The sequence below is a fragment of the Shewanella alkalitolerans genome (assembly GCF_019457575.1).
Classification (GTDB): Bacteria; Pseudomonadota; Gammaproteobacteria; order Enterobacterales; family Shewanellaceae; genus Shewanella; species Shewanella loihica.
Window position 1 is genome coordinate 1,420,221 of sequence record NZ_CP080422.1, and the last position, 22,115, is coordinate 1,442,335.

Here is a 22,115-nt window from a genome sequence, read left to right on the forward strand (position 1 = left end):
GCCATGTCAGGTAAAGGTGCAGAATACTGGACCAAACGCATCAGCGAACAGGAGATGCCGGCACTTAGCTCGACGGTGAAAACCCTTGAGAAACTAGCCAAAGATGATGTTTCCTCCCTGGCGATACTCGGCCGCAGCGTGATGCATGACAACGCGCTGACCTCGCGAATTCTTAAGGTGGCCAATAGCGCCATCTATAATAAGGGGATCTCCCACGTCACCACTGTGAGCCGCGCGGCCGTGGTACTGGGCTTCGATACCATACGCAACATCTGTATTACCGCCAAACTGCTCAGTAGCCTGCTAGAAAACAAGGGCTTATCTGAGCCTGTGTATCACAGGCTGCTCACCCTGATGGCCAGAGCCTTCCAGGCTGCCATGCTGGCCAAGATGATGCTTAAAGATCATGACGAAGAGCTGCAAGAAGAGGTGTTTATCGCCGCGCTGCTCTATCACCTGGGGGAGAGCGCCTTCTGGAGCATGGGCGGTGAGACCACAGAGCAGCTCGATGCGCGCCTCAATCAGGTCGATGAGAAGGATGCCAACAATGTGGTTAGAGAGGTGCTGGGCACCTCCTTTACTCAGCTTTCCATGGGTATAGCCAAAAACTGGGGCCTCGGTGAGGTGCTGGTGAAGTCCCTGTCTAACCCCAACGAGCGCACGCCTGAGATCCGCTCCATCTATCTTGCCAATAAGATCAGTGAGTTGATGGCCAGCGACAGCAAAGATATTGCCGAGCTGAATCATCGAATCAAGCAGGCGGCAGACATGCTGGATCTTGAGGTGGATGAGTTTAAGGGAAGGATGATCCAGTGCAGCCACGCCACCCGAAAGCTGGCCGATACCTATGGCGCCAAGGTGCTGGTGGCCTTTTTACCCGATACTCACCAGCTGACGCTGGCGGCGGAGCCTGAGGTCGAGCCCATTAAGGTGCGTGAGTTCAATGTCGACTTGCAGCTGAAGAAACTCAGGGAACTTACAGATTGCGCCATCAACAAGGCGAACTTTAATGAGGTGATCACCATTACCCTGAGCGGTCTGCTCGATGGTATCGGCATGGATCGCTGCGCCGTGATGCTGCTCTCACCAAACCGTAAACGCCTGCAGCCTCGCGTGGTGTTAGGCGAGAACAGCGATAAGATGAAGAATGAGTTTATCGTCGAGCTCAATCACGACAAGAATGTGTTTGCCGAGAGTGTCGATCTCAAGAAACCGCTGTTTATCGACAATCCTAGCTCGGAAAAGTGGCGTCTCTATACCGACGAAGAACTCAGGCGACACACCTCTGTTATGGGCTTCATGCTGGCGCCGATATTGGTGGATAACAAGGTGATTGGCCTGTTATACGCCGACAGGCACAGCTCGGAGCGCAAGCTGGCGGAAGTGGATTTCGAGCGCTTTACCCACTTCGCGCAGCTGACCAATCTCTGCCTATCAGTCTCTGTGCATTAGCACTACTCTTTCTGACTCGCGGCGCTGATTTGCGCCGTGATCCGCTTGGCCATGGCGTTGGGGATAGGAAAACTCAGGTGGTATTGCAATATCTTCCAGCCTTCCGGCGTCAGTACCAGAGTGCCTGTGCCGCGGCAGTTGCCGTAAGACTTACTGCTTAAGTGTTCATCGAAGACTATCACGTCACCGTGTTGCTCAAGCTGCCTCGAAACCAGGGTGTAGTGCCAGCCCTTTGTCGGGCGGGCATAGGCGGAAAACTCCTGCATGTTCCAGTTTTCAGAAGCGTCGGTACCGATAAAGTGGGCATCCTCGGTATAGAGGGCGAAGTAGTTGTCCCAATCGGCATTGGCGGCGTAGCCGTGTAGCTTGTCTAAGGTCTGAGTCGCCTCTAGCGGGATCTCGGCTCGGCAGATGCCGCTCAGCAGCAGGGCGCTGGCTGCCAAAAGCCAGGTCTGCATGGGATGTCTGACTGTCATGGTAAAACTCCTTTTTAGTGTCGTTAATGCCAGTTTACCGGATCTAGCTTGAAAAAATGACTCATCTGTTGATAGAGGGCCTGATGCTGCTGGTAAAACTCATGGGGACGTTCGAAGAAGGTCTCGGTGATCACCGCGAAGAACTCGGCTTCGTTGGTGGCACCGTAATAGTTAAACAGGCTGGGTTGATGCCACTTGGCGTCTTCGCGTAGCCGAGTGAACTCCTGCGCCATGACGGTCGACCAAGACTGATAGTCGTTGGCATGGGCTAAGATGGGCGCGCCGTTGGAGTGGCCATCTTCCTGATCCAGCTGGTGGGCAAACTCGTGGATCACCACGTTGTGGCCATCATAGGGCTGGGCAGCGTCTTCCTTGGCCGTATGCCATGAGAGCACCACCTTGCCAAATTCCCAGGATTCGCCAGAGAGTATGTTTTTGCGCTCCCAAAAGGTGCCATCGCCATTTTGCTGAGTCTGGCTGACGATAAACAGGCTAGGGTAGACCAAGATCTGTTTGAGCTTAGGGTAGTAGTCGGTGTCGCGATTGAGCAGTAACAGACAAGCCTGGGCGGCTATGGTTACCCTTACTTCATCATCAATCTCTATCCCCTGGCAGCCGACGAACTGCTTCTCGGCGATGAAGATCTGGATGTGACGCTTGAGCTGTAATTGCAGGTCGCTTGGCAGGGCACGAAAATAGGGCATACGGCGCTTGAGTATGGCGCGCCAACTGGCGGGAAAGGGCCGCTTGGCGATCTGCGCGCGGCGATACCTGACATACCTTGGCTTAAACAGTATGTACCCTATGGCGGCGCTACTGACCAGCGCAAGAATAAAGATGGCTAGCATAAAAATCTCCCTATGATATAGCAAGATATGGTGCTGCTTGCCGCAAATTCAATCTTAGGGCCAGAAAAAGCGTGCAGAAAAAGGCGTGGAGAAAAAAAGCTGGCAGCCCGTAAGTTCGGAAACTGAAATCTGTCGCTGCCAGAAAGGTTAGGGAGACGGGGCGAAAATGGCGACGCGCTGGGTGATGATGAGCCCAGCGCGTCTGGGGATATAGCTAATCGATTAATACTATCGCTAACTCAATCGACTAGTTTTAGTCGACTAATTTAATGGACTAATTTAATCAACTATGATGGATTGTTCCTTCTGTTGCCGTTCGCTTTCCGATAACGAGTAATGGTGCTCGATGAGAAAGCGGATCAATTTCGACTTAGCCACGTCGCAGCCGCTGGCCAACTCGGCAAGGTGCGCGATGGCAGACTCGCTCAGGGTAAAGGTCGCCTTGCGATAGGGCCCAGTGCCCTTAGGCACCACCTTAGGTGCGTGGCGATTTAGAAAATCACCATCGAAGCCCGTCTCTAAGGCGATAACCTCGGCCATCTGCTGCACATTGCTCGGCTGCCCAGCGGCATAGTGTGTCGCGTCCTCGATGAAGTCATCGATCAAGGCATCGAGCGAAATATTCAGCAGCTTACGGTTTTGTCTCGCGGCACTAGACTGCGTAGAGCTTTTCTTGAGATCGGCCAGACCCATAGTTACCCCTTAACTTATCCATCTGTTTTTCGGCGAGACGATTGCGAATTTCTGTAGCACTCGAAGCTTGCAGCATTTCACAGGCGATGCTGCGGATCTCCTCGGCGGCCTTGCCTTTTGGCTGAGTTTCCATGACAGACAGACCCGATTCTTCGCTGTCATCATATATGTTTCGGCTGTAGGTGATGGCGTCGAGCACGTTGATATCGTAAGTCTTACACACCTCTTTCGCCTCAAAGATGCGGTTAGCCTGGTTTGGTAGGCTAGGGCATTGAGTGATCACGAAAGATGCGCGCATCTTAGGGTTAATCATCATACAGGTAGCGACGATATCATCCATGTGGCTGACGGTTTTCAAGTCTCTACGCTTAGGACGTAGTGGCATCAACACATGGGAGGCAACTGACATGGTGGCGCGAAGTGCCAGGTTATCCTGACCACCACAGTCGACGATGACATAGTCATAGTGTTGCTCTAGGCTGAGCAGATCGTTGCGTATCTTGCCGTAGAGCTGTACGCAGTTGATGCTGGCTAGGGTACCATTGTTGTTACGAGCTTGAATCCAGTCTGAGGTGGTCCGCTGGGGATCACAATCGACCATGATGACCGACGCGCCGCATTCTACCGTGAGAAATACCGCTATGTTTTGGGCTAAACAGCTCTTTCCGCTACCGCCTTTTTCACCGCCAACTAAAATGATCATTCTATTTCCTCTCGACTGCCAATGATTGCCGATGTTTGTTGTTAGGTTCCCAAGTGATGTACTGCTGTCTCGCGACCTCACCTGTTTGGGCATGAGTCCAATTTAGGTGTTAATTAATTGTTGGTCAACTACATGAAAATTGACGTTTTTTTTGATTATGGCGCCTGTCATTAAGTTGACGTTTTGGCTTATTTGGCAGATATTTGACGCTAAGGGCTTGAGGAATAAGGTCTTACGAATAATATGTTTTAAAACATGAAGTTACTTTTTGTTTGTTGGTTTTATTGCCTCGCTTGTCATGCCTATGCCTTAAAAGTGTAAGACTTTCACCTTACTTTTATTTCAAAATGTGAGTATATTTAATTTTTATATTTCTAAATGTTATATGTGTAATGACTAAAACTTTGAACTCGGTTTGCTTGCCTCTGGGGAAATTTACCTTATGTTTCAAGGCGGCGCGCGGGAAATGAACAAGTGTTACTGCTATTTATAGCAAGCTCCTTTCTATCCAAAGCACTTTTTATTCAGAGCACTTGGTTTGGCGCCAGAGGTCACGTAAGCTGGACCCCGCACACCTCCCGATAGCCATTTAGGATAGTTAAGTTAGGAAAGTTAAGATGGATCAACAGGCCTTAATCGAGGCGATTAATCAAAAAATGCCCTTTGGTAAATATGCCGGATTACGCTTACTCGAGCTTCCAGAGCCTTATTTAGTCTGGTTTCACAGCAAAGGCTTTCCCGACGGCAAGTTGGGTCAGCAGCTGGCGCTCATCTTCGAAGTGAAGCTCAATGGCCTCGAGGGCATGCTCAAGCCGTTATTAGTTCCGCGCACTCAAGGATAAAACTCGGGAATGAGAGCTTGATCTAAAACTGATTCATTGAATGCTGTTTTAGGTACGCCGGGTAGAGATTTATGGCAAAGGCCATGTTTTAATGCAGGGGTTAAAGGCAAACACTTAAGGAATGACAATGATAACTAAATTAGTTCGTTTAGCCGCTGCGGCCACCTTAGCCCTGGGGATCTCGAGTGCCTGGGCGGCTGGTGTAGTGCATCAGGGCACAGTGGTCGATACCATGAACGGTGGCGGTTATACCTATGTTCAGATCAAAGAAGCCGACAAGACTTTCTGGGCGGCTGGACCTCAGGCAGAGGTGAAAAAAGGTGACGTAGTTGTCGTTCAAGAGCAGATGTGGATGAATGACTTTACCAGCAAGACGCTTAACCGCACCTTCGACGAACTGCTATTTGTGGGTCGCATCGACAAGAAGTAGCCTAGGCGGCTTAGCAGCCTGGCCCAGCGTGAAAGACAGAATGTAAGAGTCTAAACATAATAGATAGTGCCGCTAACTTGTTATCGGCACTATTTTTTTGCCAGATGGGCGACTAATATAAGCTGCAATTTACGACAAGCCAGTTTGCTAAAAGTGGTGGCAAAGAGTTGGTAGCGGCCAGTGTTACTCGGCCGGTATTACTCGGCCAGTATCTCATGGCAAAAGTCACTCTGCGAGATTCAGATAAGACGATGATTAAGATAACTCCCTACAGTAAGGGATATAGCACTCAGGTCAGCGAGGTCTATCATCTGGCGGTGCACGCGATTGACGAGACCCATTACAGTGCGGCGCAAAAGTGCGCCTGGTCGAGGGCACCGCGCTCTGGCTATCACTGGCATAAACGCCTGACCCGCTCACAGGCCTGGTTAGCCGTCGACACAGAGAGCCTGGTTGGCGGGCTACCCCGCTGCGTCGGTTTTATCAATGTGGAGACTCACTATGCCTCGCGAGGATATATCGACAGCCTCTATGTGCACCCTGAATATCAGGGGCGGGGGATAGCGCGTCAACTGCTACGCCAGCTTGTGTCATGGTCGGCGGTGCAGGGGATGCTCGAGCTGAGCGTCGATGCCTCTAGTCTGTCGCGGCCACTGTTTTTGGCCGAGGGGTTTGCTCTGCGACACAAGCGATATCAGGAAAAGGCAGGCCAAATATTTATGGCCTACTATCTGGTGAAGTCTTAGGCCTAGTCTAGCTAAATAGCCTTCCTAGTTAGCCTCGCTACTTAGTTTTCCCACTTTAATCTCGATATGTTCTCAGACAAGCAAGTTAAATAAACCTAATAACGTCCCCGAGTTTTCAGGCCTAACTTAATTCTGATTTGGACCGAGCTATAGGCCGTCCAGGTGACTGGTATACAACACATGGGGCGGCATGACGCCGTGGAGCCCCTCTTCGCGCTGCATGTAGCGGATGAAGGCCTGGGGTAGGGTGAGCGCCTCAATCGATTCCTGTTGCTCGGCTCTGAGCAGGTCTTGATAGCCTTCCTTACCCGATGCCGTATAGGCCGATGAGACGCCACTATACATGCGATCTGGCATCACACTGTGCCACTGCATCTCGCCGGCAATTTCGGTCAAGATCTCCAGCTGTAGGATGCGGGTGCCCAGCGGCTGCCTGCCGTCATAGCAATATTTGAGGCCATAGGTGTAGGGGAAGCTGCCGGCGCCCGTACCGGTAATGCTGTTGTTGGTGGCCGAGTTGATGGCCGACTCCAGAGTCTGATACAGGTAGCGGCCCAAGATGCGATATTTCACCAGGGGGAGGGCGAAGGGCAGCAGGCGCCCTAGCACGTCGGCCATGGTCACTGTGCCCTTGTTGAGGGACTGTCTGACGCCGCCGGCATTGTGCAGGGCAAAGTCCACCTGAAGATCGAGTCTGCGGGTCTCATGATAGATACTCTTGCAGACCCAGGGGGCGATCTCGCTGCCATGGGGCAGCGCCTTGCTCGGCAGGCGGGTGTGGATCAAGTTTTTTGGCACAAATCCCAGCACCTGATGCTCCAGCGCGTCGATGGCCGGGCGATAGCGCTGGGCGATCACCTGATTGATCTCGCTTAGCTCCTCATCCCACGCTCCTTCATTCCACAGCACGCCTGGATGCGACATGAGCTGCTTCTTCAGCGCGTTGTAGGTAGCGGCGGTGACCTCTTGCTCCCCTTCGATGATCAGATGCTCATCGAGCATGAAGTAGTTGTGTCCGGCAAGCTTTGTAACACGCCCCTTGTCGTCAAATTCAATGTCGCACAGCCCCAGGGTTTCGGCGTACTTTCCTGCATGCAAAATCGGTGTCTCTTCCACGCGATAGCCATAGGGCAGGGCGTTGATGCCGATAGCGCTGAAATCGCCCTGCAGGGTATGTGAGTGACCGCCGACGATCAGGCTGATGCCGGGGACTTCTTTGGCTAATTCTTTATCTTTATCCCAACCTAGATGGCTCAGCACCAGGATATGATCTATGCCGTCGGCCTTTAGCTTGGCTACCGTGTTGGCTGTGGTCGCGATGGCGTTGGCAAAGTGGGTATCTTCATCTGGCCTGGCGATCTCTTTCATTTGATCCAGGGTGATCCCTATGATGGCGATCTGCTTGTCGCCAAGGGGCTTTAGCAGCACCTTGGCCATCTGACCCTCGGGAAAATAGTCAAATAGCTTGGGGTGCCCGGCGAGTCTATTTTGCTTTAGGGGTTCTTCCTGGCTGAGATCCATGTTGCCGGCGAGCAGGGGGAAGTTAATGGTATCGAGAAACCGTTTAACCGGTTGATTGCCGGCGTCTATCTCATGGTTGCCCAGCACCATGGCATCTGGCGTGAGGCGATTGAGCAGATCGGCGTTGGCCACCCCCTTAAACTGATTGAAGTAGAGAGTGCCCTGAAAGCTGTCGCCCCCATGCAGAAACAGAAAATCTTGCCCGGCATCTGCCGCTTGCCGACGCGCTTGCTGCACCTGATAGCCGATCCTGGCATAACCACCGCTGTGGCTATAGACCTCATAACTTTGTTGCTCATGGGTGAGCAGAAATTGAACGCGTGAAGGATCGAAGTGAGAGTGGGTGTCGTTGATGTGTGCAAGCTTGAGCGAATATCTGTTGGTCATGTAGGCTCCATCTGTGAAGCGGGCAAGTATACCTCAGCGGGGGTAAATGAAAAAGGGAAGCATTCGCTTCCCTTTGTTAACTTTTCTTAAGTATTTAATGAGCTGCTAATTTATATCGGCTCAGTACTTAAGTTATTTGGGTTATTTGCTCACCTTACCCAGAGGTTCTGTCTCAGCGACGCTGGCCTCTTGCGGCTCGCTCTTCGGTACTTCGTCATCTTCTGACGAGCCTTCATCCGAGATGCGTATCCCCTTATGAGTCATGCGGCGCTTCCACTGGCGTCTCGCCAATTGCTGCATGTCGGTGACTGGGTCGTTGCTGTCGACAATCTCAAGGCCCAGCAGGGACTCGATGATATCTTCTAGGGTGACTATACCGTGGCCACTGCCGTATTCGTCCACCACCATGGCTATCTTAGTGTTGCGCTTAATCATCAGCTGGAATAGCGGCAAGATCTTGGCCGTTTCCGGCACGATAACCAGGTTACGACGCACCGCCGAGATAGGCGCCTGAGGCGTGTCCCGCTCCGACAACAAGATGGTGTTGCGGTTAACATAACCCACGATATTGTCGCGATCGCCATCGAAGACCGGGATACGGGTAAAGGGGCTCTTCTTATGTAGCTTGGCAAACTCGGTCTGAGTCATTGACGCTGGCACGCTGAACATCACGGTTCTCGGCGTCATGATGGCGGTAACCGGCATCTCCTTGACCGACAGCATCTGCGTTAGGATCATAGATTCCTGCTCGTCCAGCTCACCCGATTCATGGCCTATCTTGGCCATGGCGCTCATCTCCTGGCGTATGTATTGGCCATCGTCGCCCTTGCCCAGCTTGCGAGTCACCTGCTGTGACATCCAGATCAGCGGCTTAGTGATGCGCTCCATCCACAGTAGCACCAGCGACACACTCGGAGCCAGGCTACGCCAGTAGTTTGCCCCCAGTGTCTTAGGGATAATCTCAGAGAAGAAGAGGATCAAGAAGGTCAGCACGCCCGAGAAGACGCCCAGCATCTCATCGCCAAACACCTTTGCGGCCTGCGCACCAGCAACGGCGGCACCCACGGTATGGGCGATAGTGTTTAGGGTCAAGATAGAGACCAGTGGCGATTCCACATTCTCCTTCTGGTGGCTCAAACGCTCGGCCGCCGCAGGATGGGTTTCTTTCAGGTTCGCGATAAAGCTAGGGGTAACAGACAGAAGCACGGCTTCGAATACACTACAGAGAAAAGAGATCCCGATAGCGACAAAGACAATAACAATAAGGGTTATCATGGGGGAGGTAAAACAACTCCAGGTAGCAAGCCAATATTAGCTTGGGAGGGATTCTAGCATAGTCTATTTCCTTACTGGCTAAAATTTATTGATATCTGTATAATTCGCCGCCCTGTGGCAGGTTTTGGTGTTGAGGTTAGTCAAAATGAGTGAAAAAAAGATCAATTTATTGGATCTCGATCGTAAGGGATTGAGAGCGCTATTTACCGAGATGGGTGAAAAGCCTTTCCGTGCCGATCAATTGATGAAGTGGCTTTACCATTTTGGCATCAGTGATTTCGAACAGATGACCAACATCAACAAGGTGTTACGTGCCAAACTGGCCGCGCGTTGTGAGGTGGTGGCGCCAGAGATCTCCAGCTACCAGAAGTCTGCCGATGGCACCATCAAGTTCGCCATCAACGTGGGCAATGGCCAAGAAGTCGAAACCGTCTACATCCCAGAGGAGGACCGTGCCACCCTGTGTGTCTCTTCTCAGGTTGGTTGTGCGCTTGAGTGTACCTTCTGCTCGACCGCCCAGCAGGGCTTTAACCGTAACCTTACCGTGTCTGAGATTGTTGGTCAGATCTGGCGCGTGTCTCACTTCCTCGGTTTCCAGAAAGAGACCGGCGAGCGTCCTATCTCCAATGTGGTGATGATGGGCATGGGTGAGCCGCTGCTGAACCTGAAAAACGTCATGCCGGCTATCGACATCATGCTCGATGACTTTGGCTTCAGCCTCTCTAAGCGCCGCGTGACCGTCTCTACCTCGGGCGTGGTGCCTGCGCTGGATATCTTGGGTGATAACCTGGATGTGGCCCTGGCGGTAAGTATTCACGCGCCAAACGATGAGCTGCGTGACGTGCTGGTACCGGTCAATAAGAAATATCCGCTGCAGGAGTTCCTGGCGGCGATCCGTCGTTACCTGGCCAAGTCCAACGCCAACCGCGGCCGCGTGACCCTGGAATATGTGATGCTTGATCATATCAACGACAGCACAGATCAGGCTCATGAGCTGGCCAAGTTGATGAAGGATACCCCTTGTAAGATCAACCTGATCCCTTTTAACCCTTATCCTGGGTCGCCATACGGGCGTTCATCGAACTCACGTATCGACAGATTCTCTAAGGTGTTGATGGAATATGGCCTGACAGTGATCGTTCGTAAGACCCGCGGAGACGATATCGACGCGGCCTGTGGCCAGTTAGCCGGGGATATTCGCGACCGAACCAAACGTTTAGCGAAAAAACGCATGCAAGATAGTCAGATTTCAGTCACAATAAACTAACTTATTGTATCTGCTACTAGATAGGCTTGCGAATGTTAAGCAAAAAGCCAACATTGACCCTGTTAGTCATCCTGACCTCGGCGCTGATGTCAGGATGCGTGACTGAAAGAACTTACAGTGGCACAGATGTGCCCGTTCAAGAGCGTACCTTCGACAACGTTTCTGCCGCCCGCCAACGGGTGCAGTTGGGTCTGACCTATCTGCAGAAAGGCAACAGCGAACAAGCCAAGTACAACCTGGATAAGGCGCTCGAGTTTGCGCCTAACATCGAAGATGTACACGTGGCATTAGCCTATTACTATCAATCGGTTGGCGAATTAGAGCTGACCGAGAAGGCGTATCGCAACGCCATCAACGCCAGCGATGCCAGCGGCGATTCCATGAATAATTTCGGCGTGTTCCTCTGCCAGCAGGCGAAGTACGATCAAGCCGAAGAGATGTTTCTTCGGGCGGTAAAAATGCCCAAATACACCCGTTCGGCCTCCAGCTATGAGAATCTGGGGATTTGTAGCCGCAAGTCGGGTGATCTGCAAAAAGCACAACGCTACTTCGAGATGGCACTTAACTATGACCCGCGTCGTGCCAACTCCCTATTAGAATTGTCTGAGATCGAATTGGATCTGGGGAACTACTCCGCCGCCAAGAAAGGCCTGGCGCGTTACCATAGAGTAGTGCCCGAATCGGCTCAGAGTCTGGCGTTGGGAATTAAAATTGAGCAAGGCCTAAATGACCCTGAAGCGATGAGAAAATTTGGCATTCTTCTCCTGGCTAAGTTTCCCGCTTCCAATGAGGCCAAGCAGTATAGAGCAAGCATGCACTAATGACTGATAATCAAATCGATATGCTCAAGGATGATGCTGAGAAACCAAAGGAAACCGGTGAAACACTGGGCCAGTGGTTAAAGGCGGCGCGTGAGTCGCGCCAGATGACTTTAGCCAGCGTGGCCGAGCAACTCAATCTGCGCCCATCGATTGTTCAAGATCTCGAGGCGGACAACTATGACAACATAGCGTCGGCGACCTATGTCAAAGGCTATGTGAAGAATTACGCCCGTATCCTGGGGCTGGAGATGGCCAAGGTGGATGCCTACCTGGCCGAAAGCTTTCCCGTTGTCAGCGCGCCTACTATGCAGAGTTTCTCCCGCAAGACCACGCGCCAGGCCAGAGATGGCCGCCTGATGCTGGTGACTTATCTCATCATCTTCGTCTTGTTGGCATTGCTGGTGCTCTGGTGGGTACAAAAGTCCGCCATGGTAGCCGATCTGGATCTCTCAAAACCTTCGGTGGAAGAAACTGCCGAGCTCTCGACCCTGCCAGCCTCGTCTGAGCCTATGCTAGCTCAAGACCCACAGGCAGGCACAGGTATCGAGATGCCAAGAGAGCAATCAGTGCCTGATCAAGCAGTGGCGGAGGAATCTACCAATGCTCAGCTGACAGGCGAACAGGCTGAAAACCTGCCATCCGAGGCTCGCTCGACACCTGAGACTGGCGTCGCGCTGGAAGTGACTAACCCAAATTCCCAAGCAGATGAACCCCTTAAGAGTGCAGACGATGCCGTGTTGGCTCTGAGCCTGAGCGGTGATTGCTGGATCAAGGTGACCGATGCCGACGGCAAGGTGCTGGTCAATGGCCTCAAGCTGGCAGGCAAAGAGATGAATGTCTTTGGTCAGGCGCCGTTTAAGGTTATATTGGGGGCGCCTCAGTCGCTGACCATGCGTCTCAATGGTGAACAAGTTGATTTGGCCAAGTATCCCAGTGGCCGAGTTGCCAGACTGACGGTCGGTAGCGCCGTCAATCTTTGAAGTAAAAGAGTGAATTAAGATGTACAACGAGTCCCCAATCATTCGCCGCCCTTCGACACGCATCTATGTGGGCGATGTGCCCATCGGTGATGGCGCGCCAATCGCCGTGCAATCTATGACCAACACCCGCACCACAGATGTGGAGGCCACGGTGGCTCAGATCCGCGCGCTGGAAAATGTCGGCGCCGATATCGTACGTGTTTCTGTGCCTACCATGGATGCCGCCGAGGCGTTTAAGGTGATCAAGCAGCAGACTAAGATCCCCCTGGTTGCCGATATCCATTTCGATTACCGTATCGCCCTGAAAGTGGCGGAATATGGCGTGGATTGTCTGCGTATCAACCCGGGCAACATAGGCAACGAAGAGCGCATCCGAAGCGTGGTGGAGTGTGCCCGCGACAAGAATATCCCGATCCGTATCGGTGTTAACGGTGGTTCATTAGAGAAAGACCTGATGGACAAGTACAAGGAGCCGACGCCGCAGGCCTTGCTGGAATCGGCCATGCGCCATGTGGATATTCTCGATAGACTCAATTTCGATCAGTTTAAGGTGAGTGTGAAGGCATCAGACGTCTTCCTGGCGGTGGAGTCATATCGTCTGCTGGCCAAACAGATCAAGCAGCCGCTGCACCTCGGAATCACCGAGGCAGGTGGCGCCCGAGCCGGCGCCGTGAAGTCGGCCGTTGGCCTTGGCATGTTGCTGGCCGAAGGGATTGGCGACACCCTGCGTATCTCGCTGGCTGCCGATCCCGTTGAGGAGATCAAGGTTGGTTTCGACATCCTCAAATCCCTGCGTATTCGCTCGCGCGGCATCAACTTCATCGCCTGCCCATCTTGTTCGCGTCAGGAGTTCGATGTGATAGCCACGGTGAACGAGCTGGAGCGTCGCCTGGAAGATGTGGTGACCCCTATGGATGTCTCCATCATAGGTTGTGTGGTCAATGGTCCAGGTGAAGCCCTGGTATCGGATATTGGCCTGACCGGCGGTAATCGTAAGAGCGGTTACTATGACGACGGTGTGCGTCAGAAGGAGCGTTTCGACAATGAGCATATCGTTGATCAGCTCGAGGCGAAGATCCGCGCCAAGGTCGCCAGCGTCGACGCGCGTATTCCGACAACCGATATCACGGAATAACCCTTTGTTTGCTGCGCAGAAGATGGGGCTTTTAGCCCCGTTTGTGGCGCAGCTCACTGGCGCGCCGCGCCGGTTTTGCGTTTATTGTTGATGCGCCTATAATGCGAGGCGCTTTTTTATTTTTTACAGCTAAATTTCGGACGAGTTGATACAGTGGCAAAACAGATTCAAGCGATTCGCGGAATGAACGATATTCTGCCGACCCAGAGCCCGCTATGGCAAAAACTAGAAGCAGTGTTGCGTGATACCGTTGCGGCCTATGGTTACAGCGAGATCCGCACTCCTATCGTAGAGAGTACCGACCTGTTCAAACGTTCCATCGGCGAAGTAACAGATATCGTCGAGAAAGAGATGTATACCTTTGCCGATCGCAATGGCGATCTGCTGACGCTGCGCCCTGAAGGCACAGCCTCTACCGTGCGTGCGGGTAACGAGCATGGCCTGCTTTACAATCAAGAGCAGCGTCTGTGGTACATGGGTCCCATGTTCCGCCACGAGCGTCCACAGAAGGGGCGCTACCGTCAATTTAACCAGTTCGGTGTCGAGGTCTATGGTATTGCCTCGGCCGATATCGACGCCGAAGTCCTGATGATGTCCCACCGCCTGTGGCAGAAGCTAGGGATCAGCGAGCATGTGAAGCTTGAGCTGAACACCCTGGGGGATGCCGAGGAGCGCGCGGCCTACCGTGACGCCCTGGTCGCCTTCCTCGAGCAGCACAAGGAGAAGCTGGACGAAGACAGCCAGCGCCGCATGTATTCAAATCCGCTGCGCGTACTGGATAGCAAGAACCCGGATGTGCAGGCGCTGCTGGGTGATGCCCCGGCGCTGATGGATTACCTCGGCGAAGAAAGTCGCGGCCATTTTGCACATTTGTGTGAACTACTTGAAGCCGTTGGCATCCAATACGAAATTAACCCTCGTCTGGTGCGCGGTTTAGATTACTATAACCGCACCGTATTCGAGTGGGTCACCGACAGCCTGGGTGCCCAGGGCACAGTATTGGCCGGTGGTCGTTACGACGGCCTGGTAGGTCAATTGGGTGGCAAAGACACCCCAGCGGTAGGTTTCGCCATGGGCCTTGAGCGCATCGTATTGATGCTGGAGACGCTGGCGCTGACCGACGATGTATCGGGTCCGGTGGATGTGTATGTTACGGCCATGGGCGATGATTGCCGTGTGGCGGCCATCAAGGTGGCGCAGCAGTTACGTGAAGTTGACGGCCTCAAGGTGATGAGTCACTGCGGCGGCGGTAACTTCAAGAAGCAGATGAAACGTGCCGATAAGAGCGGCGCCAAGCTTGCCATAGTGATCGGCGAGACTGAACTGGCTAATGGTCAGGTGGCGCTTAAATATCTGCGTGAAGAGAAAGAACAAGAATTGGTTGCACAGGATTCGTTAGCAGCTTACGTTGCAGAACTGATTTAAAGAGGAAGAGAAACGTGGAAATTTATAGCACAGAAGAACAACAAGTCGATGCTATCAAACAGTTCTGGAAAGACTATGGCAACTCGATTGTCATAGGTGCAGTGGTTGGCCTGGGTGGCCTTTACAGCTGGAACTACTATTCAGATTACAAGGTGGCTCAGGCAGAAGAAGCCTCTGAAGCTTTCCAAACCATCAGCAACTCGGTCAAAGCCGATTCGAGCATGCTGGCGGCTGCCGAGAGCTTCGCTAAAGACCACGACGGTCAGCAAGGCTATCAGGCGCTGCTGCAACTTATCGTGGCTAAGGCCGCGGTAGAAGCCGGTGAGCTGGATAAGGCCGAGCAGGCCCTTAAGCAGATCTTGGTCAGCAAGCCTGAAGAAGGTCTGGTTGCGGTTGCGACATTGCGTCTTGCCCGCGTGCAGGCAGAGCAAGGTCAGCTGGCAACGGCACTGGCGACTCTGGAGCAGCTTAACACGCCTTCGTTTGCCGTACAGCGTGATGAATTAAAAGGTGATTTCCTGGTACGTCAAGGCGATGCCGACAAGGCAAAGAGCGCCTATCAGTCAGCACTGGACAATGGCGGAGCGACTTCAAGCCCAGCCTTACAGATGAAGCTAGATAACCTGAACAAGGCATAAGGAAGCTGCCCATGAAGTCTTGGTGCAAAACATTACTGGCTTGCAGCTTGAGCCTGGGGTTGCTGTCGGCCTGTTCTTCTAACGATGTTGAGGAAGAGCCGGTAAGTCCGCTGCCGCAGATTGAGGCGAGCGTCTTTCCCGAGGTGAGCTGGAGTGCCTCCGTCGGCAGTGGTGTGGGTGATTACTACTCTAAGATCCGTCCGGCGGTGCGTTACGGCAAGCTATTCGTTATGGATCGTTACGGTGAAGTCGCCGCCTACGACGAAGCCACAGGTGAGCAGGTCTGGTCGCTGGAGATCAGCTCCTGGTTCAAAGAGGGCGCCTTGTCTAAGAACAAGGGCGCGCGTCTCTCTTCTGGCATTACCGCCGCCCGTAACAAGGTGTTCTTCGGTGGTGAGAGTGGCCTGCTGGGAGCCGTCGATGCCGAAACCGGCGAGATGGTCTGGCATGTGACCGCGGGCGGAGAGCTGCTGTCTGCGCCAACTGTGGGCGAAGATGTGGTGGTGGTTCACACCAGCACTGGCGCCCTTGAAGCCTATAACGTCGATGACGGCAAACAGCTGTGGGTCTACGAGAGCAAGTTGCCAACCCTGACCCTAAGGGGCACAGGTTCTGCGGCCTATGAGGCTGGTGGCTTCTTCGTCGGCACCGCCGATGGCAAGGTCGCGGTTGTGGTGAAAAGCAACGGTCAGGCCGCCTGGGAGCAGCCTATCTACACGCCAAAAGGGGGTAACGAGTTTACCCGTATGGCCGATGTGGATATGAAGCCGCTTATCGTGGGCGAGAACATCTATGCGGTGAGCTATAACGGTAACCTGGTCTCCATGGAGCTGCGTACAGGCCGTGTGGTCTGGAGCCGTAAATATTCTAGCTTCAACGAGTTGGCTTCGGCCGGTCTGAACCTTTACCTGGTGGATGACCACGGCCGTGTGTATGCGGTCGATAAGCGTAACGGCCTAGAAAGCTGGAGCAACAGCGAGCTGACTAACCGCGAATTGACCTCGCCAGTGGTCTTCAAAGACTACCTGGTGGTGGGCGATTTCGAAGGCTATCTGCATTTCATCGATCGCGCCTCAGGTAAGCTGGTGGGCCGCGTCGAAGTGGATAGTTCAGGTTTATTTAGCCAGCCACTGGTAATAGATGATAAGATCTACGTCCAGAGTCGCGGCGGCAAGGTAGCAAGAATTACGCTTCCCTAAGGCGAGCTTTAACAGTTTTTAAAGCCCCTGGACCTTGTGCTGGGGGCTTTTTATTTAAGATATTCAGATAGATTTGTAGATTAGAGGCAAAAAAATGATTCCAGTTGTGGCCCTGGTAGGCCGACCAAACGTAGGTAAGTCGACCCTGTTCAATCGTCTTACGCGCACCAGAGACGCCTTGGTAGCTGACTACCCAGGTCTGACTCGGGATCGTAAGTATGGTCGTGCACATCTATCTGGTTACGAATTTATCGTGGTGGATACCGGTGGTATTGACGGCACCGAAGAGGGGATCGAGACCCGCATGGCAGAGCAGTCGCTGGCGGCGATCGAAGAAGCCGATGTGGTGCTCTTCCTCACCGATGCCCGCGCGGGTCTGACGGCCGCCGACGAGGCGATCGCCGAGCACCTACGCCGCCGCGAGAAGACCACCTTCGTGGTAGCCAACAAGGTCGATGGTATCGACGCCGACTCTGCCTGTGGCGAGTTCTGGGCCCTAGGTCTAGGTGAGGTTTACCAAATGGCTGCCGCCCAAGGGCGCGGCGTGACCAACATGATCGAATACGCGCTGACCCCTTACGCCGAAGCCATGGGACTGACCCGTGACGGCGAGGATGAAGAGGAAGCCGACGAGCGTCAATACACAGAGGAAGAGGCCGAGGCCGAGCAGCAGCGTCTGCAGGACTTGCCAATTAAGCTGGCGATTATCGGTAAGCCTAACGTGGGCAAGTCGACCCTGACTAACCGAATTCTGGGTGAAGAACGTGTCGTGGTCTACGATGAGCCGGGTACGACCCGTGACAGTATCTATATCCCGCTGGAGCGCGACGGTCAGGAATATGTGATCATCGACACCGCGGGTGTGCGTCGTCGCAGTAAAGTGCACGAGACGGTTGAGAAATTCTCTGTGATCAAGACCCTCAAGGCGGTAGAAGACGCCAACGTGGTGCTCTTGGTGGTCGATGCCCGCGAGGGGATCGCCGAGCAAGACTTAGGTCTGCTGGGCTTCGCCCTGAACGCGGGTCGCGCGCTGGTGATCGCGGTGAACAAGTGGGACGGTATCGATCAAGACGTGAAAGAGCGCGTGAAGAGCGAGCTCGACCGTCGTCTGGGCTTTATCGATTTTGCCCGTATTCACTTCATCTCGGCGCTGCACGGCACGGGTGTGGGTCACCTGTTCGAGTCGGTAGAGGAAGCCTACGAGAGCGCAACGCGCCGCGTGAGCACCTCTATGCTGACCCGCATCATGCAGATGGCTCAGGACGATCACCAGCCGCCGCTGGTTAATGGTCGCCGTGTTAAGCTGAAGTACGCCCACGCCGGTGGTTACAACCCGCCAATCGTGGTGATCCATGGTAATCAGGTGAAGAAGCTGCCGGATTCTTACAAGCGCTTCATGATGAACTACTACCGTCGTTCGCTCAAGGTGATGGGTACGCCGATTCAGGTACGCTTCCAGGAAGGGGGCAACCCGTTCGAAGGGCTCAACACTAAGAAGCTAACTGTGAGCCAGGAGCGTCGCCGCAAGCGTATGATGAGTCACATCAAAGACAAGAAGAAGTAACTTTCTCTGTCTCACTAAAAAGGTCAGGCCTAGTGATGGCCTTTTTGTTATCTAGGTGTTTTATCCTGTTATCTCTATTTTGTTTGGTCTTATAAACTACCTAATGTAAGTAGATCGAGTCTTTATAGGGATGCCGACTATACTCAAAGGTGCAGTAATTTAGGTAGTTTAACTCACCTGAGGATAGTGTTATGAAACACCAACAACCCCTGCTGCTTGCCGCCACGCTGGCTCTCTTGGCCGGCGCCGCCCAGGCCGCAGATAAACAGGCCTTACTGGAAGACGCGCTCAACGCCGCGCCGCCGACCCTGAGGGATAAGGTCACAGTGATGGACTGGGACAATAATGTCCTGCAAAAAGGAAGTGTCGACTATACCTGTTTCCCGACCCCGCCTAGTCTGCAAGGCACGGCGCCTATGTGTATGGATGGGCCCTGGATGGAATGGGCCGACGCCTGGATGAACAAGAAGCCGTTTCAGGCCAAGGCTGTGGGGATCTCCTATATGCTGGCTGGTGATGGTGGCGCGAGCAATACCGATCCCTACGCCGAGGGCGAAACCAAAGACAATCAGTGGATCGTCGAGGGGCCGCACCTGATGATTCTCATGCCGGATCCCGCCTTGCTCGACAGTCTGCCTACCGACCCTTACGCCGGTGGCCCCTATGTGATGTGGAAGGGCACACCTTACGCGCACATCATGGTACCGGTCGGCCCGAGAAAATAGGCCTTCGATTTTATTGAGTTGCTAAATACTCATTTTAACGCCCGTAAGGGCGTTTTTTATGTGAGGGCTAAACTACCGTCGATTGCACCTCGCCGTCGACCAGCTTAGTGGTGAGACGATCGCCTGTGCGGATATCTTGCGCGCTGTGCAGCACTTTGCCCTGTGCGTCTAGGGTGATGCTATAGCCACGGCTCAGGGTCGCCAGTGGGCTGACCGTCTCCAGCTGATGGGCGACAAATTGCAGCGACTTTTCTGCTGAGTTGAGCCTCGCCTGCATGGCGCTGTGTAATCTTTGGTTCTGATGGGTCAGACGGCTGGCGGCCAAGGCCAGCTGATGACTGGGAGAGACCTGGTTTAATCTGGCGTGCAGGGATTGTTGACGGCGTTCCATCTGGTGCAGCTTACCGGTTAAGGCGGCGGTGAGCCTGAGTTGCAGTTCGTCAAAGCGCTGCTCATATTGCTGCAGGCGGCGCTTGGGATCCTGACGCTCTAACCTGTGGTGCAGTTGGCTGAAACGCTGGGCCTGTTTCAGGTCATAGTGTTGCCAGCCCTGCTTGAGGCGTGTCATGGCCATCCTGAGTTTGTCGGCCTTGCTGAGCGCATCCTGGGATAGCAGCTCGGCCGCGGCCGAAGGGGTGGGGGCACGCAGGTCGGCGACATAGTCGCTGATGGTGGTATCCACCTCGTGGCCCACCGCCGAGACCACGGGCAGGGCGCTGTTATAGATGGTATGAGCCAGGGCCTCGCTGTTGAAACACCAGAGATCTTCCAGTGATCCGCCGCCTCGGGTGAGCAGCAGCACATCTACTTCCATCCTGTCGTTGGCCTGCATGATGGCGTGACACAGAGACTTATCGGCATGCTCTCCCTGTACCTGGCTCGGATAGATGATCACCTCGATGGAGGGGTCGCGTCTCTTGAGTACATGCAGCACGTCTCTGATGGCCGCGCCCGTGGCCGAGGTGACCACCCCGATGCGTTGAATGTTGCTCGGCAGCGGCCGCTTAGTGTCGGCGGCAAACAGGCCTTCGGCGGCCAGCTTCATCTTGAGGGCTTCATATTGCTGAGCCAGCAGGCCATCGCCGGCAGGGAGCATGGAGTCGATGATCAGCTGATAGTCGCCCCTGGGCTCGTAGACGCTGATGGCGCCCTTGACCAACACCTGCTGGCCATTGGCCGGACGGAAGGTGACGGCGCGATTGCGGCCCTTAAACATGGCGGCGCGGATCTGGGCGTAATTGTCTTTGAGGGTGAGATACCAGTGGCCCGAGCTGGGCGCCGAAAAATTGGATATTTCTGCTTCGAGCCAGACTTTACCCAGTTCACCCTCGAGTAATTGCCTCACTTCTCCGTTGAGGCGCGACACGGTGTAAACATTATTTTTCGGCATTTTCATAGGTTTTTTGCTACTAAAGCGACTTTTTTACTATTTTCCATTTACCAGACCCAATATGCAAGGTATAATCCCGCCGCAATATTTTACCTCTTATATCACCTACATGGGGAGATGTTGCCATGCTACGTTTAAAAAAAGAAGCACTAACCTTTGATGATGTGTTGCTTGTTCCTGCACACTCGACCGTACTCCCTAACACTGCCGTTCTCAAGACTCGCTTAACCCAAAAGATCGAACTCAATATGCCTATCGTGTCTGCAGCCATGGATACCGTGACTGAAGCGCGCCTTGCCATCGCTATGGCACAGGAAGGTGGTATTGGTTTCATCCATAAAAATATGAGCATAGAGCAGCAGGCCGAGCAAGTTCGCCAAGTAAAGATCTATGAAGCGGGTATCGTTCAGCAACCTGTAACGGTCACGCCTAATACCACACTTGAGCAGCTGAAAGTCCTGACCGAGAAGAACGGCTTTGCGGGCTATCCTGTGGTTGACGAAGCCAATGAGCTGGTGGGCATCATCACGGGCCGTGACGTACGTTTCATCACCGACTGGTCTCGCACCGTCGATCAGGTGATGACGCCTAAAGAGCGTCTGGTGACTGTGCCTGAAGGCACGCCGCTGGATGAAGTGCAGAAGCTGATGCACGCTCACCGCGTCGAGAAGGTACTGGTCGTCGACGGTGACTTCAGACTCAAAGGCCTGATCACAGTTAAAGATTTCCAAAAAGCGGAAGAGAAGCCAAACGCCTGTAAAGATGAGTTGGGTCGTCTGCGTGTTGGCGCCGCCGTAGGTGCCGGTGCCGGTAACGAAGCCCGTGTCGACGCCCTGGTGAAAGCCGGTATCGACGTGCTACTCATCGATTCATCTCACGGCCACTCTGAAGGCGTTCTTCAGCGTATTCGCGACACCCGCGCCAAGTACCCAGATCTACAGATCGTCGGTGGTAACGTAGCCACGGCCGAAGGTGCCCTGGCACTGGTCGAAGCCGGTGTGAACGCCGTTAAGGTAGGTATTGGCCCTGGCTCTATCTGTACCACTCGTATCGTCACCGGTGTAGGTGTGCCGCAGATCACCGCAGTATCTGACGCTGCAGCCGCAGTTAAGCACTTAGGTATTCCTGTTATTGCCGATGGCGGCATCCGCTTCTCGGGCGACCTGGCTAAGGCTCTCGCAGCCGGTGCGTCATGCATCATGGCGGGTTCTATGTTCGCCGGTACCGACGAGGCACCAGGTGAGACCGAGCTATACAACGGCCGTGCATACAAGTCATACCGTGGCATGGGCTCTCTGGGCGCCATGACACAAGGTTCTTCTGATCGTTACTTCCAGAGCGATAACGCTGCCGACAAGCTGGTACCCGAGGGTATCGAGGGTCGCGTGCCTTATAAGGGTAAGCTCAAGGAGATCATCCATCAGTACATGGGCGGCCTACGTTCATGCATGGGCCTCACAGGTTGTCCTACCATTAAAGATCTTAATGAGAAGGCGGAGTTTGTGAAGGTGACCTCGGCGGGTATGGGTGAGTCCCACGTTCACGACGTGACCATCAGCAAAGAAGCGCCTAACTATCGTAGCCGTTCTTAATTATTG

The 22,115-nt window shown here is 53.7% G+C and carries 21 protein-coding genes; 14 read left to right on the forward strand and 7 right to left on the reverse strand.

Going from position 1 to position 22,115, the window contains the following annotated elements; all coding sequences use genetic code 11:
- The first annotated feature begins 3 nt into the window (after positions 1–3).
- The gene (locus K0J45_RS06325; protein WP_220044684.1) at positions 4–1,452 is read left to right on the forward strand and encodes an HDOD domain-containing protein; all 1,449 of its coding nucleotides are present in this window, start codon (positions 4–6) and stop codon (positions 1,450–1,452) included.
- Positions 1,453–1,454: 2 nt separating this feature from the next.
- Here K0J45_RS06325 and K0J45_RS06330 read toward each other — a convergent pair whose 3' ends face one another.
- From K0J45_RS06330 to K0J45_RS06345, 4 genes are all read right to left on the reverse strand, one after another.
- A complete protein-coding gene (locus tag K0J45_RS06330; RefSeq protein WP_220044685.1) occupies positions 1,455–1,928 on the reverse strand; it encodes a nuclear transport factor 2 family protein in 474 nt (157 codons plus the stop codon).
- Between the two features lie 23 nt (positions 1,929–1,951).
- The gene (locus K0J45_RS06335) at positions 1,952–2,776 is read right to left on the reverse strand and encodes a M90 family metallopeptidase (RefSeq protein WP_220044686.1); all 825 of its coding nucleotides are present in this window, start codon (positions 2,774–2,776) and stop codon (positions 1,952–1,954) included.
- A 279-nt stretch (positions 2,777–3,055) separates the two neighbouring features.
- Positions 3,056–3,469 carry a CopG family transcriptional regulator gene (locus K0J45_RS06340; RefSeq protein WP_220044687.1) on the reverse strand — a complete coding sequence of 138 codons (414 nt, stop codon included), beginning with the start codon at positions 3,467–3,469 and terminating at the stop codon, positions 3,056–3,058.
- Entirely contained in the window at positions 3,429–4,172 is a 744-nt protein-coding gene (locus K0J45_RS06345; protein ID WP_011865083.1) for an AAA family ATPase, read from the reverse strand. Before K0J45_RS06345 ends, K0J45_RS06340 begins: the two co-directional genes overlap by 41 nt.
- A gap of 617 nt (positions 4,173–4,789) precedes the next feature.
- Between K0J45_RS06345 and K0J45_RS06350 the strand changes: the two genes are divergently transcribed.
- The 3 genes from K0J45_RS06350 (at position 4,790) to K0J45_RS06360 (ending at position 6,190) form a co-directional block, all read left to right on the forward strand.
- On the forward strand, positions 4,790–5,014 hold the full coding sequence (locus K0J45_RS06350) for a DUF3820 family protein (RefSeq protein ID WP_220044688.1): 225 nt from the start codon (positions 4,790–4,792) through the stop codon (positions 5,012–5,014).
- Positions 5,015–5,141: 127 nt separating this feature from the next.
- The gene (locus tag K0J45_RS06355; protein WP_011865085.1) at positions 5,142–5,444 is read left to right on the forward strand and encodes a hypothetical protein; all 303 of its coding nucleotides are present in this window, start codon (positions 5,142–5,144) and stop codon (positions 5,442–5,444) included.
- Positions 5,445–5,695: 251 nt separating this feature from the next.
- Complete coding sequence (locus tag K0J45_RS06360; protein ID WP_220044689.1) at positions 5,696–6,190, forward strand: GNAT family N-acetyltransferase; 495 nt, start codon at positions 5,696–5,698, stop codon at positions 6,188–6,190.
- 147 nt (positions 6,191–6,337) lie between these two features.
- Here K0J45_RS06360 and K0J45_RS06365 read toward each other — a convergent pair whose 3' ends face one another.
- Positions 6,338–8,098, reverse strand: coding sequence for a bifunctional metallophosphatase/5'-nucleotidase (locus K0J45_RS06365; protein ID WP_220044690.1), 1,761 nt, complete (start codon positions 8,096–8,098; stop codon positions 6,338–6,340).
- Positions 8,099–8,239: 141 nt separating this feature from the next.
- Entirely contained in the window at positions 8,240–9,373 is a 1,134-nt protein-coding gene (locus tag K0J45_RS06370; protein WP_220044691.1) for a CNNM domain-containing protein, read from the reverse strand.
- Between the two features lie 145 nt (positions 9,374–9,518).
- Between K0J45_RS06370 and rlmN the strand changes: the two genes are divergently transcribed.
- The 9 genes from rlmN to K0J45_RS06415 all read left to right on the forward strand — a co-directional run bounded on the left by rlmN (position 9,519) and on the right by K0J45_RS06415 (position 19,127).
- The gene (rlmN, locus tag K0J45_RS06375) at positions 9,519–10,640 is read left to right on the forward strand and encodes a dual-specificity RNA methyltransferase RlmN (protein ID WP_220044692.1); all 1,122 of its coding nucleotides are present in this window, start codon (positions 9,519–9,521) and stop codon (positions 10,638–10,640) included.
- 32 nt (positions 10,641–10,672) lie between these two features.
- Positions 10,673–11,461: a type IV pilus biogenesis/stability protein PilW gene (pilW, locus tag K0J45_RS06380; RefSeq protein WP_011865090.1), complete on the forward strand. Its 789-nt coding sequence runs from the start codon at positions 10,673–10,675 to the stop codon at positions 11,459–11,461.
- Positions 11,461–12,441: a RodZ domain-containing protein gene (locus K0J45_RS06385; protein WP_220044693.1), complete on the forward strand. Its 981-nt coding sequence runs from the start codon at positions 11,461–11,463 to the stop codon at positions 12,439–12,441. The genes pilW and K0J45_RS06385 overlap by 1 nt, the downstream gene beginning before the upstream one ends.
- A gap of 19 nt (positions 12,442–12,460) precedes the next feature.
- Positions 12,461–13,576 (forward strand): flavodoxin-dependent (E)-4-hydroxy-3-methylbut-2-enyl-diphosphate synthase, encoded by a 1,116-nt coding sequence (ispG, locus tag K0J45_RS06390; protein WP_220044694.1) that lies wholly within the window; start codon positions 12,461–12,463, stop codon positions 13,574–13,576.
- 153 nt (positions 13,577–13,729) lie between these two features.
- Complete coding sequence (gene hisS / locus K0J45_RS06395) at positions 13,730–15,001, forward strand: histidine--tRNA ligase (protein ID WP_220044695.1); 1,272 nt, start codon at positions 13,730–13,732, stop codon at positions 14,999–15,001.
- Positions 15,002–15,015: 14 nt separating this feature from the next.
- Entirely contained in the window at positions 15,016–15,639 is a 624-nt protein-coding gene (locus tag K0J45_RS06400; protein ID WP_011865094.1) for a tetratricopeptide repeat protein, read from the forward strand.
- Positions 15,640–15,650: 11 nt separating this feature from the next.
- Entirely contained in the window at positions 15,651–16,838 is a 1,188-nt protein-coding gene (gene bamB / locus K0J45_RS06405) for an outer membrane protein assembly factor BamB (RefSeq protein WP_011865095.1), read from the forward strand.
- Positions 16,839–16,932: 94 nt separating this feature from the next.
- Entirely contained in the window at positions 16,933–18,402 is a 1,470-nt protein-coding gene (gene der, locus K0J45_RS06410; RefSeq protein ID WP_220044696.1) for a ribosome biogenesis GTPase Der, read from the forward strand.
- 191 nt (positions 18,403–18,593) lie between these two features.
- Positions 18,594–19,127 carry a hypothetical protein gene (locus K0J45_RS06415; protein ID WP_160798785.1) on the forward strand — a complete coding sequence of 178 codons (534 nt, stop codon included), beginning with the start codon at positions 18,594–18,596 and terminating at the stop codon, positions 19,125–19,127.
- Between the two features lie 67 nt (positions 19,128–19,194).
- On the opposite strand, the gene xseA is transcribed toward K0J45_RS06415, so the two are convergent.
- Positions 19,195–20,523: an exodeoxyribonuclease VII large subunit gene (gene xseA / locus K0J45_RS06420; RefSeq protein ID WP_220044697.1), complete on the reverse strand. Its 1,329-nt coding sequence runs from the start codon at positions 20,521–20,523 to the stop codon at positions 19,195–19,197.
- Positions 20,524–20,642: 119 nt separating this feature from the next.
- Here xseA and guaB point away from each other — a divergent pair, with 119 nt between their 5' ends.
- Positions 20,643–22,109 (forward strand): IMP dehydrogenase, encoded by a 1,467-nt coding sequence (gene guaB / locus K0J45_RS06425; protein ID WP_220044698.1) that lies wholly within the window; start codon positions 20,643–20,645, stop codon positions 22,107–22,109.
- The last annotated feature ends 6 nt before the right edge of the window (positions 22,110–22,115 follow it).